Below are 17,526 nucleotides of genomic sequence, written 5' to 3' on the forward strand. Positions count from 1 at the left end.
TAAGATTTGAATACAACTAACTATAAGTCCGCAATCGAAATTAAAACGCAACTTTTTACTATAGCTGCAATTTTATTGTCTTTTGTAGCTTGGTCACAAGAACCAACACCGCAAGATTCTACAAGCACAGGGTACAGTTTAGGTAATTTGCAAATGCCTAATCCTACCAGTATTGTTTCGCAATACACCTATGACCCTGTTACAGATAGATATATTTATACAGAATCTGTAGGAACATTCAATATTAACTATCCGGTAATTTTAACTCCAAAAGAATTTCAAAGTCTAGTTGCAAAAGAAAATCAAAGAAGCTACTACAAACAAAAAATAGATGCTTTTGATGGTAAAAAAGAAGGAAGTGAAGAGGAACAAAAAAACCTATTGCCAGAATTTTATGTAAACTCCGGGCTTTTTGAAACTATTTTTGGAAGTAATACCATTGAAGTGGTGCCACAAGGATCTGTAGAAATGGATTTAGGAGTGCTATTCACCAAACAAGATAATCCTTCATTTTCTCCTAGAAATAGAAGTAATTTTACTTTTGATTTTGATCAACGTATTAGCTTAAGTTTATTAGGAAAAGTAGGAACGCGTTTGCAAGTAACAGCAAACTATGATACAGAATCTACTTTCGATTTTCAAAATTTAGTAAAGTTAGAATACACACCAACGGAAGATGATATTATTCAAAAAATAGAAGTAGGTAACGTAAGTATGCCACTTAATAGTTCTTTAATTACGGGAGCACAAAGTTTATTTGGTGTAAAAACACAATTGCAATTTGGTAAAACTACCATTACAGCCGTTTATTCTGAACAAAAATCAGATACTAAAACCGTAGTTGCTCAAGGAGGAGGAACATTGGAAGAGTTCGACTTTTATGCTAGAGACTATGATGAAAACAGACACTTCTTTTTAGCACATTATTTTAGAGATAATTATGATAATGCCTTAAATAACTATCCTTTTATAAACTCCCAAGTACAAATTACTAGAATAGAAGCTTGGATTACAAATAGAAGTAACAGAACAGAAAACGTAAGAAATATTGTTGCATTACAAGATTTAGGAGAATCCAATCCAAATAATATAGGTTCTACTGTAAATATCCTAGATCCGAATCCAAATGCATATCCAGATAATGATAATAATGCTTTCGATCCAACAAACATTGGCGGAGGAGGATCTCAGCTTAATGATCTAATTAGAGATATTGCTACTGTACAAAATGGTATTACAGTTCCAGGTGTTTCTGAAGGAGCAGATTATGCAAAACTAGAAAACGCAAGAAAACTATTAGAAGGGCAAGAGTATGTGTTAAATACGCAATTAGGTTATATTTCTTTAAACCAACGTTTAAATAATGATGAAGTATTAGCCGTTGCCTTTCAATTTACCGTGGCAGGAGTAGTATATCAAGTTGGTGAATTTGCAAATGATGGTGTAGATGCTACTGGAGTTACTACAGATGTGGACGGAAACGTTACATCGGTTACCAATAACAACTTAGTTTTAAAATTAATAAAAAGTCCAATTACATCTACTTCCCAACCAATTTGGGATTTAATGATGAAAAATATTTATGATACAGGAGCGTATCAATTAAGTCAAGAAGATTTTAAATTAAATATTTTTTATAACGAAGGTTCTCCAGTAAACTTTATTACGCCAGAAGGCGGAACTTTTGGTGTAGATATTAATGGGAGTATTATAACTGCAAGTACACCTTCAGAAGATTTAATAGAAAATAATCCTTTACTTCGTCTGTTTCATTTAGACAAATTGAACTACAATAATGATCCGCAAGTTGGTGGAGATGGTTTCTTCGATTTTGTTTCTGGGATTACCGTAATTCCGCAAAACGGAAAAATTGTATTTACAAAAGTGGAGCCTTTTGGTGAGTATATATTTGATAAACTTTCTTTAGGAACAGAAGATTATGAAATGTCAACGTCATATAATCCTAATCAGGCAAAATTTGTATATGATATCCTATATAAAGAAACCAAAACCGCTGCTTTAGAGGAAGTAGAGAAAAATAAATTCCAAATTAATGGGCGTTATACATCCTCTGGTAGTGGAGGAGGTATTTCCATTGGTGCGTTTAATGTGCCAAGAGGTTCTGTGGTTGTTACAGCTGGAGGGCGTGTTTTAGTAGAAGGTATCGATTATACCGTAAACTATCAATTAGGTACCGTGCAAATTTTAGACGAAGCGCTAAAAGCATCCAATACACCAATTCAAGTATCTACAGAGAATAATTCTATTTTCGGACAAACATCAAAGCGTTTTTTCGGATTAAATGTAGAGCATAAGTTTAATGAAAATTTTGTTATTGGTGCAACTTATATAGGGTTAAAAGAAAGGCCGGTAACCCAAAAAGCAAACTACAATAGTGAGCCAATAAACAATCAAATTTATGGTTTAAATGTAAACTACTCTACAGAAGTTCCTTTTCTAACTAGATTAGTAAATAAACTACCAAATATTGATACCGATGCACCTTCTAACTTTTCCATAAGAGGAGAAGTTGCTGCATTAAAACCAGGATCGCCTAGCGGAACAGATTTTGATGGAGAAGCAACTTCTTATATAGATGATTTTGAAGGGTCACAAAGTGCAATAGATTTAAAATCGGCTAGTTCTTGGTACTTATCTAGTAGACCAAAAGGATTAACATCACCAGGTTCTTCAGAAGATAATGTAATTCAAAATGGTTTTGGTAGAGCAATGTTAAACTGGTATCATGTAGATCCAATTTTTTATAGTAGCAGTAGACCAGATGGGATTAGTGATGATGATATGTCTGGTTTATATTCTTCAAGAGTATTTATTAATGAACTTTTCCCGCAACAAGATATAGCACAAGGACAAACAACCGTTTTAAATACGTTAGACTTGGCTTACTATCCGGAAGAACGTGGTCCTTATAACTTTGAACTAGGAGCTCAAAGTGGTACTTTAAATACACCTCAAAATTCTTGGGCAGGAATTTCACGACAACTTACTTCTACAGATTTTGAGCAAGCAAATGTAGAATATATTGAGTTTTGGTTACAAGATCCTTTTCAGGAAAACACTACCAATCCAGGAGGTAAATTAGTGTTTAATCTTGGTAATATTTCAGAAGATATTATTAAAGATGGTAGAAAAATATATGAAAATGGTTTACCACAAGATGGTAATATTGCTTTAGGAACTACAAGTACAAGTTGGGGAACCGTTGTACCACAAAATCAATCTTTAATTTATGCCTTTGATACCACAGGGCAGGAACGTACCAATCAAGATGTTGGTTATGATGGGCTTGATGATAGTGAAGAAGCTGTTCTTCCTCCAAATTTTATAGATGATCCAGTATTAGATGATATTTATCGTCCTTTTAGAGGGTTGGATGATCCTTCAAATGATAACTACTCTTACTTTTTAAATACAGATGGAGATGTTTTTGAAAGATATAAACGTTATAATGGAGTAGATGGTAATTCACCAGATACCTTTAGTGATACCAACAGAGGAAGCTCTACACAACCAGATGTTGAAGATATTAATAGAGATAACACAATGAATACCATTGATGGTTATTTTGAATATGAGCTAGATATTACTCGTGCAACGTTAAATGTAGATAGTAATCCGTTAATTGTAGATTCTAAAGTAGCATCTAGAAATATGCCAAACGGAACATCACAAACCGTAAATTGGTATCAATTTAGGGTTCCTATTTCAGAACCTACAACAGATCAAGGAGGTGATATTCGTTCTATGCGTTTTGCACGTATGTATGTTAAAGAGTTTACAGAGCCTACATTTTTTAGATTTGGTTCTTTAGATTTAGTACGTAGTGAATGGAGAAGGTACTCGCAAACCTTAGATTTAGATGATGTAGATCCTACAGATGATGATACTAATTTTAGTATTGGTGTAATTAGTACTTTAGAAAATGATGGGGATTATGATTCTCCTCCAGGAGTAGATCCAGAAGAATTATATAACAACAATACCGTAATTAGACAAAACGAACAATCCTTAGTGGTTAATGTTTGCGATTTGGAAGAAGAAGATGCAAGGGCTGTTTACAAAAATATAAATGTAGATATGAGGCAGTATAAACAACTTAAAATGTTTATGCATGCAGAAGCAGGAGAAGATTTTTCTTCTTTATCCGACGGAGAATTAGTTGGTTTTATAAGAATGGGTAATGACCTTTCACAAAACTATTACCAAATTGAAGTACCTCTTGTAGTATCAACAGGTAGATCTAGAACAGATCTTTGGCCTGAAGCTAATGAGTTAAATATTGAATTAGCGCTTTTACAAGAAATGAAAGCAAAAGCTATTTCAGATAATTTTAGTGCAACAGAAGCTACCTTTTATGATGTTATAGACGGAAACTTAAGTGAGAATGCGGTTGCAGAATTTTCAGATTATGTAGTTGGACAACAACGTGTAGCAATATTTGGTAATCCTAATTTTGGAGACATAAGAAGTTTAATGGTTGGTGTTAAAAACGCTAGTACGACAGAAAAATGTGGGGAAATTTGGTTTAATGAGCTTCGTCTTGCAGAAATGGATAATGAAGGTGGTTGGGCAACTGTAGTAAGTGCAGATGCAAACATTGCAGATTTTGCAAATGTTAGCGCAACAGGTAGATATAGCACTTCTGGTTTTGGTTCTATAGAACAAGGACCTCAAGAGCGTAGTCTAGAAGATGTGCAACAATATGATGTAGTTACCAATATAAACGCAGGGCAGTTGTTACCAAAAAAATGGGGAATTCAAATCCCATTTAATTATGGCCAAGGAGAGGAAAGTATTACTCCTAAATACGATCAACTTTACGAAGATATTGAGTTGCAAACAAGAATAGATGCGGCAACAACTAACGAGGAAAAAGAAACTATTAGAGAGCAATCTGAAACTTATACTAAAAGAAAGAGTATCAATTTTATTGGTGTAAGAAAAAATAGAACTACAGACAAAAAACCGCAATTCTATGATGTAGAAAACTTAACATTAAGTTACTCTTATAACAAAGTAGAGCATCGTGATTTTGAAATAGAACGCTCTCTAGACCAACAAGTGCGAACAGGAGCAACTTATGCTTATAGTTTTGCGCCATTTTCTATAGAACCATTTAAAAAGAACGATTCTTTATTTACTGGAAAATACTGGAAAATATTAAAAGATTTTAATATCAACCCTTTACCTTCAAGCTTTACCGTTAATTCTAATTTTAACAGACAGTTTAATAAACAGAAATTTAGAGACATAGATTTAGGAGGTTCTAATATAGGTTTAGAAGAATTATATAAAAGAAATTACACCTACGATTTTCAATATACATTAAATTTCAATCTAACAAAATCATTAAGTTTAGACTTTACTTCTTCAAGTGATAAAATTGTAAGAAACTATTATATTGATGATGAGTTAAACGGAAGACAAGATCCAGAATTAACCGTTTGGGATGGCTTTTTCGATTTTGGAGACCCAAACAGATTATACCAAAAACTTGGCGTAAACTACCAATTGCCTATAAATAAAATACCAACCTTTAGCTTTATTGATGCAACATATACTTATAGTGGTGAGTTTCAATGGCAAAAAGGATCTGATTTATATGGGGATATAGAGTATGTAGATGCCAGTGGTGGAGGATTGTCTGGAACGTATGATTTAGGAAATTCTATTTCTAATGCAAGTCAGCATAATATTAATACATCTTTAGATATGAAAAAGTTGTATAAATATATTGGGATATCGCAAAAAAAATCTAGAACCAGTAGTAAAATTAGTAGACCGCAAAGAGCAACACCTCCTGGTGCAGAGGATAAAACAAAAAAACCGAAACAAGCTAAGAAAACAGGAAAACTAGCAAATTTCGGAATAGGCTTATTGACAAGTGTAAAACGTATTCAGTTAAATTATAACGAAGCTAATGGTACGTATCTTCCAGGTTATAAACAATCACCAGGATTTGCAGGTACATTAAAACCTACTGTTGGTTATACTTTTGGTAGTCAACGTGATATTAGAGATTTAGCTGCACGAAATGGATGGTTAACGCAATACCCAGAATTTAATCAACAGTATACAGAAACACATTCTAAGCAATTTGATTACGCGATTAATGTAGAGCCGTTTAACGATTTGAAACTAGATATTGTTGGTAATAGAATATATGCTGAGAATTTAACCGAAAACTATAACGTAAATAGTGATTACGAATATGTGCACCAAACACCAAATACATACGGTAACTTTACAATTTCAACAGCTTTAATTAAAACAGCATTTAATAAAAGTGATGAAAATGAATCTAAAACTTTTGATGTTTTTAGAACAAATAGATTAGTAATTGCAAATCGATTAGCGAATAAATTTTATGGTAATGCAACTTTTAATAGAGATGCAGATGGTTATCCAGAAGGATTTGGTAAATCTAGTCAAGCCGTATTATTACCTTCCTTTGTATCTGCATACCAAGGTCAAGATGCTAGCAAGACAAAAACTAGTGCTTTAAGAAATATACCAATTCCTAATTGGGATTTAAAGTATACAGGTTTCATGAAATTAAAATGGTTTAAAAAACGATTTAAGCGTTTTTCTTTATCACATGGGTATCGCTCTGCATATACTATTAATCAGTTTAGAACAAACCTAGATTTAAATTTAGATCCAGATGATAATGAGGCTCCAGTTCCAGGCGTAGACTATGCTAGCCAACCAACAGAAGCATTAGACCAAAATGGGGATTTTAAAAATGAAAAATTATACAGTAATATTAACTTAACAGAAATGTTTAGTCCATTATTTCGTATAGATTTTGAATCTAAAAGTGCTATAAAAGTACTTTTAGAAATGAAAAAAGATAGAATGCTATCCTTAAGTTTCGATAATAATTTAATGACAGAAATTCAAGGTAAAGAATACGTAGTAGGTTTAGGGTACCGAATTAAAGATGTAAGAATGAAATCTAAACTTGCAGGGCCAACTAAAACCATAATTAGTGACATCAACCTTAAGGCAGATGTTTCTTTTAGAGATAATAAAACAATAATTAGATATTTAGATTTAGAAAACAATCAAATAACATCGGGTCAATCGCTATGGAGTGGTAAGTTTACAGCCGATTATGCATTTAGTAAAAACTTAACAGGGATTTTCTATTTTGATTATACGTTTTCAGAATATGCAATATCTACAGCGTTTCCACAAACCACAATTAGATCTGGTTTAACATTAAGATATAATTTTGGTAATTAAAAGTTTAAAATTAAAAGACAATTAAATACATTTGCGAATAACAATAATTTAAAAAATAAAATGAATATTCCAACAGAATTAAAATATACTAAAGATCACGAGTGGATCAAAATAGAAGGTGATGTAGCAACAGTAGGTATTACAGATTTCGCGCAAAGCGAATTAGGTGATATTGTTTATGTGGAAGTAGAAACTGTAGACGAAACACTAGAAGCAGAAGAAATTTTTGGTACCGTGGAAGCTGTAAAGACCGTTTCAGACTTGTTTTTACCATTATCTGGAGAAATTACAGCTTTTAACGAAGCTTTAGAAGATGAACCAGAAAAGGTAAATGCAGACCCTTATGGAGATGGTTGGATGATAAAAATGAAATGTTCTGATTTATCACAAGTAGAAAACTTGATGTCTGCAGAAGATTATAAATCACTAATAGGTGCTTAAAAAATATGTATTATTTGTTACTTTGTGCTATACTATTGCTTTAACAATAGTAAGTCTTATCAACGTTTCAGGTTTACCAGAAATCAATTATTCCAATACAGATAAAATATTTCACTTTATAGCGTATAGTGCTTTAACGTGGTTTTGGTTTCAAGTATTTTATAGTAAATTTAAATGGTCTTTTAATAAAGGATTGCTAGTTTCAGCAATTGTTTCTGTTATTTTTGGTATACTTATTGAGGTTATGCAAAGTATGTTTACTAATACAAGAGTAGCAGATAATAATGATATTTTAGCGAACACTTTAGGGGTAAGCTTAACTATTATTCTTTTATTGCTATTTAAAAAAAGTCTAGTTAAAAAATAATAAACCCTTGCTTATTTGCCAAATAAATGGTTATTTTAGCAACAAGTAAAAACATATAATCATGGAACTTAAGAAAAATCCAAAAGCAAACGTTGGTAGAAATAGTGGTCTATACTTTTTAATAGGTTTAGCGCTAATGTTATTTTTAACAAATTTTGCAATTAATTATAAAACATACGATAAGTCTGTTATAGATATCGGACAATTAGATTTAGGTGAAGATTTAGACGAAGAAGTGCCTATTACAGAGCAAATACAAACACCACCACCACCACCACCACCACCAGCAGCACCAGAAGTTATTGAGGTTGTTGAAGATGAGGTAGAAGTTGAGGAAACAGTTATAGAGTCTACAGAAACAGATCAAGAAGAAGAAATTGTTGAGGTTGAAGAAGTAGAAGAAATCGAAGAAGTAGAAGAAGATATTGAAGTTCCTTTTGCGGTTATTGAAAACGTTCCTGTTTTTCCAGGATGCGAAAAGGAAGCGAACAACAATGCAAGAAAAAAATGTATGTCTGAAAAAATCAGCAAGTTTGTAAATAAAAAATTCAACACAGACTTAGCACAAGATTTAGGATTAAATGCAGGTAAGCACAGAATTAGCATTCAATTTAAAGTAGATAAAAATGGAAATGTTGTTGGTGTAAGAGCAAGAGCTCCACATCCAAAATTAGAGCAAGAAGCTGTAAAAGTGGTAAGTCAATTACCTAAAATGAAGCCAGGTATGCAACGTGGTAAAGCGGTAACAGTACCTTACGGTTTCCCAATCTCATTCCAAGTACAAGACTAAAAAGAATTTCTTTTTAAATTATATTAAAATCCCGTTACAAATAATGTAACGGGATTTCTTTTTTGGTATGCTTATTGTGATTTTATCAAAATATTAACATTAAAACCTTTAATATTATGAGAAATCTAAAGAATTCTTACGACCTCAATGACCAAAAAGAGGAAAGCGTAAAAAAATCACAAAAGCATGATGTAAATTTACAAAAAAACACTACTATTTACTTTCAAATAGGTTTAATTGTATGTTTACTATTTAGCTACGGACTTTTAGAAATGGAGTTTGCTAGCAAAACGTACACGACCGCAGTAGCTTGGGTAGATGATTTACCAGTAGATTATGTTCCAGATACCTTTAAGGTTTATGAGGAACCCGTTAAAGAGGTAAAAGAAACGCCAAAGAAGGAGGAGCCTAAATTTGTAGATAAAGTAAAAGTTGTTGATGATGATGATACTATTGCCAAAGAAACAGCAGGAATCATCACAGAACCTGAAATAACAAATGTAGTGCCAAGCGAGCCAGATTTTAGAGGTTTAGAAAAAGTTCCAGAAGAAGTAACTCTTCCTTATGCTAAGGTGGAAGTGACCCCTGTGTTTCCAGGTTGTGAAAAAGCAACAACCAATGCAGAACGTAAAGCATGTATGTCTAAAAAAATAGCAAGACACATTCAGAAAAAGTTTGACACAGATATTGCTAGTGAATTAGGTTTATCTGGAAGACAAAGAATTAATGTAGCTTTTAAGATTGACCAAAATGGAGATATAACAGAAGTTACTGCAATTACAAAACACAAAGAATTAAAATTAGAGGCAGAAGATGTAATAGGTAAATTACCAAAAATGATTCCTGGTAAACAACATAATAAAAATGTTTCTGTTGTCTATTCACAACCTATTATTTTTAATGTAAATTAATAGGGGTAATCATATTAGTTTTTAAATCAAAGTCGTTAATAAGTTATTATTAACGACTTTTTTTTAATTTAACGGATTGTAAAAAAATAGTATCTTACCACTTTATTAAAAACAGCAAACACACTATGAAGAAATTCATCTTTTTACTTCTTCTTATTCCATACGTTACCTTTTCACAAGAAGATTCTTTTTTCGAAAAGCCTCCCGTTTTTCCAAATTGCGAAGCTTCAGAAATAGAAAGCCTTCAAAATTGTTTTGATGCGAACGTGTTAAATCATATTTTCAATACATTTAAAACACCGGAAGTCGTTTCCGAAGAAAAGTATGTAGGAGAAGTAGTTGTGCTTTTTGAAGTAGATAAGGAAGGTGCTTTTCGTGTTATATACGTTGATGCCATGTATGATGAACTAAAAGACGAAGCAACGCGTGTTTTTGATGCATTACCAAAAATTAAACCAGGAACCTATAATGGGAAACCAACGTTTAAACAATATTCTATTCCTATTCAGATTCCTATTGTAAACCAAGCGGTTGCAACCAAGAGTCTTGCATCTAAAAATCTTGAAAAGGAAGAAGAGAAAATGTCTATTGAAGAAGCTATTAAAACCGAATATGATAGCGTTAATAAAAAGCTGGTTCCATACACGAATAAAGAATATACGAGTCAGTTAAATATACCTTTTACACATAGTGGATATGCTAAATTTGATAGAAATATTAATCTAGTTGGTACAAATAGCCATACTGCATCTAAGCCATTTGTATATGAAGACGTTTCTAAATATTACGATTTTAAAGCAGAAAAAGAAGCATTAACAAAAGGAAAGGAAACCTTAGTCTCTAGAAAATTATGGAACGAACATCTTGTGCGTTATCAGGCAGAAAACTACTGGTTTACTATAGATCCTATTTTTGATTTTGAAGTTGGTAAAGATACCGACGCCGATTTTAGTTCTACCTATAATAATACAAGAGGAATTAATATTCAAGGAGGATTAGGGGAGAAGTTTAGTTTCTATGCTTCGGTTTTTGAAAGTCAAGGACGCTTTGCACAATATTATAACCAATATGCGGAATCTATAAAAGCTTCCGATGAAGTTGCTATAATTCCGGGTAGAGGAATTGCAAAACGATTTAAAGATGATTCTTATGATTATCCTGTTGCTGAAGCATATTTATCGTATTCACCTACCGATTTTTTAAACGTACAATTTGGTCATGGTAAAAACTTTATTGGAGATGGGTATCGTTCACTGTTTGTAAGTGATGTTGCTAGTCCTTCCCCGTTTTTAAAGATTAACACTAAATTCTGGAAGATAAAGTACACCAATACTTGGATGTGGTTAAAAGATGTTACACCAGCAGGAACAGATGCAGAAGGTGCTTATTTAAGTAAATACATGGCAACGCACTTTTTAAGTTGGAATGCCACAAAACGTTTAAATGTTGGTTTTTTCGAATCCATTGTTTGGGCAAAATCGCAAAACAGAGGTTTTGATATAAATTACATCAACCCAATTATATTTTATCGTGCTATCGAGTTTGAAACTGGGCAAGATGCAGGAAATGCAATAATGGGTTTATCTGCTAAATATAAAATTAACGATAACATCAATGCATACAGTCAGTTTGTGCTAGATGAATTTTCATTAAGCGATATTACAGGAGGAGAACAAAGCTGGAAAAACAAATTTGGATATCAATTAGGTGTAAAGTATTACAATGCTTTTAAAGTGGACAACCTGATGTTACAAGCAGAATATAATAGAGTACGACCATATACCTACTCGCACAACAGTACTTTTTTAAATTACGGACATAACAACCAATCGATGGCACATCTTTGGGGAGCCAATTTTAGTGAGTTGGTTTTAATTGGTCGTTACCACTATAAACGCTGGTTTGCAAATGCAAAAATAAATCTAGGAGTTAGAGGTTTAGATTTTGATAATAATGTTAGTTATGGAAATAATATTTACCAAAGTTATAACGATAGACCAGGAGATACAGGAATTACAGTAGGACAAGGAAACAAGACTAAAACATTCTATTCCAACCTGCAAGCTGGTTACCTAATTAATCCTGCAACCAATCTAAAAATATTTGCAGATATAAGTGTTAGAGATTTTAATCCGGAAGCACAAACAGCCACTACCTTTAAAAATAATACCGTTTGGTTTAATTTTGGAATTAGAACCGACTTGTTTAACTGGTATTTTGATTTGTAGACAATTCCTTCGAAAGAAGGAATCTATAGAATACACTTTCAAAAACAGATAATTTAAACAACATCCAGTAACTCTAAAAACTACAAGTAAAAACCTTGTGGTTTTTTTCTTTTTAAATATGCTTTTATAATCTATCTTTGCACTCGCAAAACAAAGCGTTTTATTTGAGTACAACAGCCACATCTACAGTACAACATAGCATAATTTCAGATTTTAAAGAAATTACCAAAATGCGCTTGGCATTAAGTGTCGTGTTTTCTTCGCTTGCTGGTTACTTATTAGGTGTAGATACGGTAGATTATAAAACCCTTATTCTATTAGCCTTTGGAGGTTATTTTATGGTTGGTGCATCTAATGCGTTCAATCAAATTATAGAGAAAGATCTAGATGCTTTAATGGATAGAACCAAAGACAGGCCAGTTGCTGCAGGACGTATGTCTGTAAATACGGCCTTTGCCATTGCTTCTATTTTTACCGTTTTAGGAATCGTTATTTTATATATAATAAATCCGCAAACAGCCATGTTTGGAGCGATTTCTATATTTTTATATGCTTGTGTGTATACACCATTAAAAACAAAAACACCATTATCTGTGTTTGTAGGTGCTATTCCAGGAGCAATTCCATTTATGTTAGGTTGGGTTGCTGCTACTAATGATTTTGGTATCGAATCAGGGACCTTATTTGCTATACAGTTTTTCTGGCAATTCCCTCATTTCTGGGCTATTGGCTGGTTTTTATACGACGATTATAAAAAGGGAGGTTTCTTTATGTTACCTACTAGAAAAAAAGATAAAGGTACAGCAGTACAAACTATTGTATATACGGTATGGACGGTTTTAGCTTCGCTAATTCCAGCATTTGGTTTTACAGGAAAATTATACCTAACCCCAATTTCGGCAATTATTGTTGGACTTTTAGGTTTAGGATTGCTTTATTTTGCTTTACAATTATTTAAAAAAATGACAACACAAGCAGCAAAAACATTAATGATTGCTAGTGTTTCTTATATTACATTGCTACAAATAGTATATGTATTAGATAAATTTATACGTTAATCATGGATTTAACTCAAGGTACTTTACAAGAAAAACATGGCAGAGCAAAAAAGATGATGCTTTGGTTTGGTATAATTTCATTAGTGATGTCTTTTGCAGGATGGACAAGTGCTTTTGTAGTAAGTAGTGCTAGACCAGATTGGTTAAAAGATTTTGTATTACCTAATGCTTTTATAGTTAGTACCATTGTAATTATACTAAGTAGCATCACATTTATTTTAGCAAAACGTGCTTTAAAAAACAATAACAGACAACAAACTACTATATGGTTATTAACCACTTTAGTTTTAGGTGTTGTTTTCATAATTAATCAATTTCAAGGCTTTCAGCAAATCATAGATTTAGGGTATAACTTCACTGGTCCAACTAGTAATGTAACCATGTCTTATATCTATTTAATCGCAATGGTGCATATTTTGCACGTTATTGTTGGCTTGTTTTGCTTGTTGGTGGTAATTTATAATCATTTTAAACAAAAGTATAATGCTGCAAATATGCTAGGCTTCGAGCTAGCTGCAACCTTTTGGCATTTTATTGATATACTTTGGGTATATCTCTTTTTGTTTTTATATTTCGTGAGATAATTTTAACGCTTTTTTAAGGTTCTTTTTTAGCGTATTAGCTAAAGCTTACTTAGAGTCTTTTAAAATTTAGGGTTGGATGTTTCGTTAGAAAAATAAAATGATTATTTTTGTGCAACTTTTAATAACTAAACCAATTATATGAATACTACAGTAGCTACTGGAACAGAAGGTAAAACTTGGGGTGGAGGGAATAAACCTCTAACAGCAAGTTATGGAAAGATGATGATGTGGTTTTTCATCGTTTCCGATGCATTAACCTTCTCAGCGTTTTTAGCAGCCTATGGCTTCTCAAGATTTAAATTTATTGATTCTTGGCCAATTGCCGATGAAGTGTTTACTCACTTTCCTTTCTTACATGGTGTAGAAGCACCAATGTATTATGTTGCATTTATGACATTTGTACTTATTATGTCGTCTGTAACCATGGTACTTGCCGTAGATGCAGGTCACCATATGAATAAAGCAAAAGTTACTATTTACATGTTTTTAACTGTAATTGGTGGTATTATATTCGTTGGTTCTCAAGCTTGGGAATGGAATACTTTTATTAAAGGGGAGTTTGGAGCGGTACAAACTAAAGGTGGAAACATTTTACAGTTTGTGGATGCAGAAGGACACCGTGTTGCTGTAGCAGATTTCGCAAAAGTGGAAACAGGAACAAGAACACAACACGAAAGCAAAAACGGTTTATGGTTTGTAGATGAAGGTGCTTTACCAACATATACAATGGCGGAAATAAATAATGGTTTAGCTGCACATCCAGATGTGTTAGTAAGAACTCAAATTATTAACGCAGAAGGTGAAAAGACGGTCTTATCTAGAGAAGAGTCTATTAAACAACTAAAAGAAAATGGAAGATTATTTGTGCAAGGAGCAAACCTTCATGTAAATGAATACGGTTCTCCATTGTTTGCGGACTTCTTTTTCTTTATCACAGGTTTTCACGGTTTTCACGTATTTTCTGGGGTGGTACTTAATATCATTATATTCTTTAATGTTATTTTAGGAACTTATGAAAGACGTAAAAGCTACGAAATGGTTGAGAAAGTTGGTCTTTACTGGCACTTTGTAGATTTAGTTTGGGTATTTGTATTTACTTTCTTCTACCTAGTTTAATTAATTAAAAATTTATTTTTCATTTCCTGGAAGAAGGAAATCTAAAAAACACATAGAATGGCACACGAACATAAATTAGAAATATTTAGAGGTTTAGTTAAATTTAAATCCAATACAGCAAAAATCTGGGGTGTTTTAGCATTCTTAACTTTTGTTACAATAATTGAAGTAGCATTGGGTATTGCTAAACCAGAAGCTTTAATGGGTAAGTTTTTAGGGATGAAAATCTTAAACTGGATATTTATCATCTTAACCATTGTAAAAGCATATTACATTACTTGGGATTTCATGCACATGCGTGATGAAGTAAAAGCTTTAAGACGTATGGTAGTATGGACAGCAGTGTTCTTAATATTATACCTTGTATTTATTCTTTTACAAGAAGGAGGTTATATAGAATCTGTATATGCTTCAGGTTTTATTAAAAATGATTTTTAAAACATAATTTTTCAGTTAAATTATATATAAAAGGCGGTTATTAAACCGTCTTTTTTTATTTTTGTACTATGAACAAAAAACTGATTAAAAGAAATGTAATTCTTGGAATTTTATTCTTCCTTCCAGTAGTATTTCTCTTGTTTTTATATCCTGCAAAACACAATTATATTGCTTTAGATATTTTAGAAGAAAATGTATTAGACATTGCTTCTTTTACTTCCACAGAAAACGAAAGCATCTTACTTAAAGATCATATAACTATTTTAGGATTTCTAGGAAATAATCCCTTAGATAAGCTTACTGCAATGTCTAACTTAAAGGAGTTGATGTATGATAAGTTTAAAGGTTTTAAAAAGTTTCAGATTGTTATGGTGTTTCCAGATAGCGCTAAAGCGGAAGTGGAACAACTAAAAACCGAACTAAGTAAATACGAGTATTTAGAATATTGGAAATACGTTTCGGCTTCCGATGAAGAAATTCAAAAACTATATAGAAGTTTGCATTTAATTAAAGATTTGGATGCAAATCTTGCAACTAATGATGTGGTTATTATTGATAAAGAATTAAACTTAAGAGGAAGGATAGACGATAGATCCGACAGCGAAAAGCAAAAGAACAAGCCAGCATATCAAATGAAATCGTATGATTGTATTGAGGTTGCCGAATTGAAAAATAAAATGAGTGAAGATGTAAGAATCCTTTTTACAGAATACAGACAAAAACGAAAAGGAAACTTTAACTCCGAAACCAGAAGAGCCAACGATTTAAAAAACGTAACCGAATAAATTTGTCATTTCGAGCTTGTCGAGAAATCTATAAAATACATTCGTTTAAAATATAAGTTATGAGCAAAAAAGCCAATTATTCATATATAGGTATCGCATTAACCGTTTTAGTATTCGGAATTATTTTTATTCCTAGAATAGTAGATAGAGTTACAAGCAATGATATTACAAGAGAAGAGAGTAGAAGTGTTAGTGTGTCTAATGAAGATAGAACGATGCGAACTTCCGATTTAGCTTTTCTTGAAATTAATGGCGAAGCAAAAAAAGTACCTAGCTTTAGTTTTACAAACCAAGATGGTAGAACCATAACAGATAAAGATTATCTTGGAAAGGTTTACGTTATAGAATTTTTCTTTACAACATGTCCTACAATTTGTCCTAGAATGAGTAGTAACTTGGTAGAGATTCAAAATACATTTCCAGATAATAGAAACTTTGGTGTTGCCTCATTTACTATAAATCCTACACATGATACTCCGGAAGTATTAAAGGCTTATGCAGAAAAATATGGAATTACAAATCCGAATTGGAATCTAATGACAGGAGATGAAGAAGCCATCTATAAACTGGCGAATCAAGGTTTTAATTTATATACAGCAGTAGAAGCAGAAGCTGAAGGAGGTTTTGAACATTCTGGAAACTTTGCGCTAATAGATAAAAATGGTTTTATACGTTCTAGAATGGTAAACGGAAATCTAGTTATTTATTACAACGGAATGATCTCGGAAGAAGAACAAGTAGATGATGAAGGTCAAGAACAGCAAATAACCATGCTTAAAGAAGATATCAATAAATTACTAAACGAGTAGCATTAATAATTAAACGCCTTGTCTAATTTAAGGGAAGGTGCATTTTGTTTTTAAAAAAAAACAAAATACGGAAGGGTTAAAATATGAATCAAGAAGAAAAATTACAGGCAGAAAAAAAGTATAATAAATGGATTGTTATTTTATCTATAGCTGTTCCTATTGTTGTAGCTATTTTATTTGGCGTTAGAATACCAAATGTAGCACCTTTATCTTTTTTGCCTCCTATTTATGCTACCATAAACGGGTTCACTGCACTTTTTTTAGTGATTGCATTTGTTGCCATTAAAAAGAAGAATATTGTCCTTCATGAAAACCTCATGACTACAGCTGTACTTTGTTCTGCTGTGTTTTTAGTACTCTATGTCGCGTACCACATGACTAGTGATTCTACTAAATTTGGAGGAGAAGGTGCTATTAAATATGTTTATTACTTTATCTTAATAACACATATTTTACTTTCTATAATAATTATACCATTTGTGTTAATTACGTATGTAAGAGCTATTACCGAAAATTTTGAAAGACATAAAAAAATAGCGCGCATCACTTTCCCGTTATGGTTATATGTTGCAGTTACAGGAGTTATTGTGTATATTATGATTGCACCTTATTATGTTTAAATTGGTTATCATGCTACGCTAGTCGAAGCAACTTTTATTTCAATAGTTATGAAACAAAAAATATTGTTTTTTATTTTCTCTTTCCTCTTTTTCATAGAGACTAACGCGCA

General features: G+C 32.2%; 13 protein-coding genes. All 13 read left to right on the top strand.

Going from position 1 to position 17,526, the window contains the following annotated elements:
* Positions 1–6 precede the first annotated feature (6 nt).
* The 13 genes from sprA to FG167_RS07620 all read left to right on the top strand — a co-directional run bounded on the left by sprA (position 7) and on the right by FG167_RS07620 (position 17,416).
* On the top strand, positions 7–7,269 hold the full coding sequence (gene sprA / locus FG167_RS07560; protein ID WP_239004461.1) for a cell surface protein SprA: 7,263 nt from the start codon (positions 7–9) through the stop codon (positions 7,267–7,269).
* Positions 7,270–7,329: 60 nt separating this feature from the next.
* Entirely contained in the window at positions 7,330–7,710 is a 381-nt protein-coding gene (gene gcvH, locus FG167_RS07565; protein WP_203460807.1) for a glycine cleavage system protein GcvH, read from the top strand.
* Positions 7,703–8,077, top strand: a complete 375-nt coding sequence (locus FG167_RS07570) for a VanZ family protein (RefSeq protein ID WP_203460808.1) — start codon at positions 7,703–7,705, stop codon at positions 8,075–8,077. Before gcvH ends, FG167_RS07570 begins: the two co-directional genes overlap by 8 nt.
* A gap of 61 nt (positions 8,078–8,138) precedes the next feature.
* Positions 8,139–8,867 carry an energy transducer TonB gene (locus FG167_RS07575; RefSeq protein WP_203460809.1) on the top strand — a complete coding sequence of 243 codons (729 nt, stop codon included), beginning with the start codon at positions 8,139–8,141 and terminating at the stop codon, positions 8,865–8,867.
* Between the two features lie 116 nt (positions 8,868–8,983).
* Positions 8,984–9,778, top strand: a complete 795-nt coding sequence (locus tag FG167_RS07580; RefSeq protein ID WP_203460810.1) for an energy transducer TonB — start codon at positions 8,984–8,986, stop codon at positions 9,776–9,778.
* Between the two features lie 125 nt (positions 9,779–9,903).
* Entirely contained in the window at positions 9,904–12,006 is a 2,103-nt protein-coding gene (locus FG167_RS07585) for a gliding motility protein RemB (RefSeq protein WP_203460811.1), read from the top strand.
* A 164-nt stretch (positions 12,007–12,170) separates the two neighbouring features.
* Positions 12,171–13,064 (top strand): heme o synthase, encoded by an 894-nt coding sequence (cyoE, locus tag FG167_RS07590; protein ID WP_203460812.1) that lies wholly within the window; start codon positions 12,171–12,173, stop codon positions 13,062–13,064.
* Positions 13,065–13,066: 2 nt separating this feature from the next.
* Positions 13,067–13,648 (top strand): heme-copper oxidase subunit III, encoded by a 582-nt coding sequence (locus FG167_RS07595; protein WP_203460813.1) that lies wholly within the window; start codon positions 13,067–13,069, stop codon positions 13,646–13,648.
* Positions 13,649–13,786: 138 nt separating this feature from the next.
* Positions 13,787–14,764: a cytochrome c oxidase subunit 3 gene (locus FG167_RS07600; protein WP_203460814.1), complete on the top strand. Its 978-nt coding sequence runs from the start codon at positions 13,787–13,789 to the stop codon at positions 14,762–14,764.
* Between the two features lie 57 nt (positions 14,765–14,821).
* Positions 14,822–15,202 (top strand): cytochrome C oxidase subunit IV family protein, encoded by a 381-nt coding sequence (locus FG167_RS07605; RefSeq protein WP_055443755.1) that lies wholly within the window; start codon positions 14,822–14,824, stop codon positions 15,200–15,202.
* Between the two features lie 68 nt (positions 15,203–15,270).
* Positions 15,271–15,987 (top strand): hypothetical protein, encoded by a 717-nt coding sequence (locus FG167_RS07610; RefSeq protein WP_203460815.1) that lies wholly within the window; start codon positions 15,271–15,273, stop codon positions 15,985–15,987.
* A 59-nt stretch (positions 15,988–16,046) separates the two neighbouring features.
* The gene (locus FG167_RS07615; RefSeq protein ID WP_203460816.1) at positions 16,047–16,796 is read left to right on the top strand and encodes an SCO family protein; all 750 of its coding nucleotides are present in this window, start codon (positions 16,047–16,049) and stop codon (positions 16,794–16,796) included.
* A gap of 83 nt (positions 16,797–16,879) precedes the next feature.
* A complete protein-coding gene (locus tag FG167_RS07620; protein WP_203460817.1) occupies positions 16,880–17,416 on the top strand; it encodes a DUF420 domain-containing protein in 537 nt (178 codons plus the stop codon).
* Positions 17,417–17,526: the final 110 nt, after the last annotated feature.

It is taken from the genome of Lacinutrix sp. WUR7 (assembly GCF_016864015.1).
Lineage (GTDB): Bacteria > Bacteroidota > Bacteroidia > Flavobacteriales > Flavobacteriaceae > Oceanihabitans.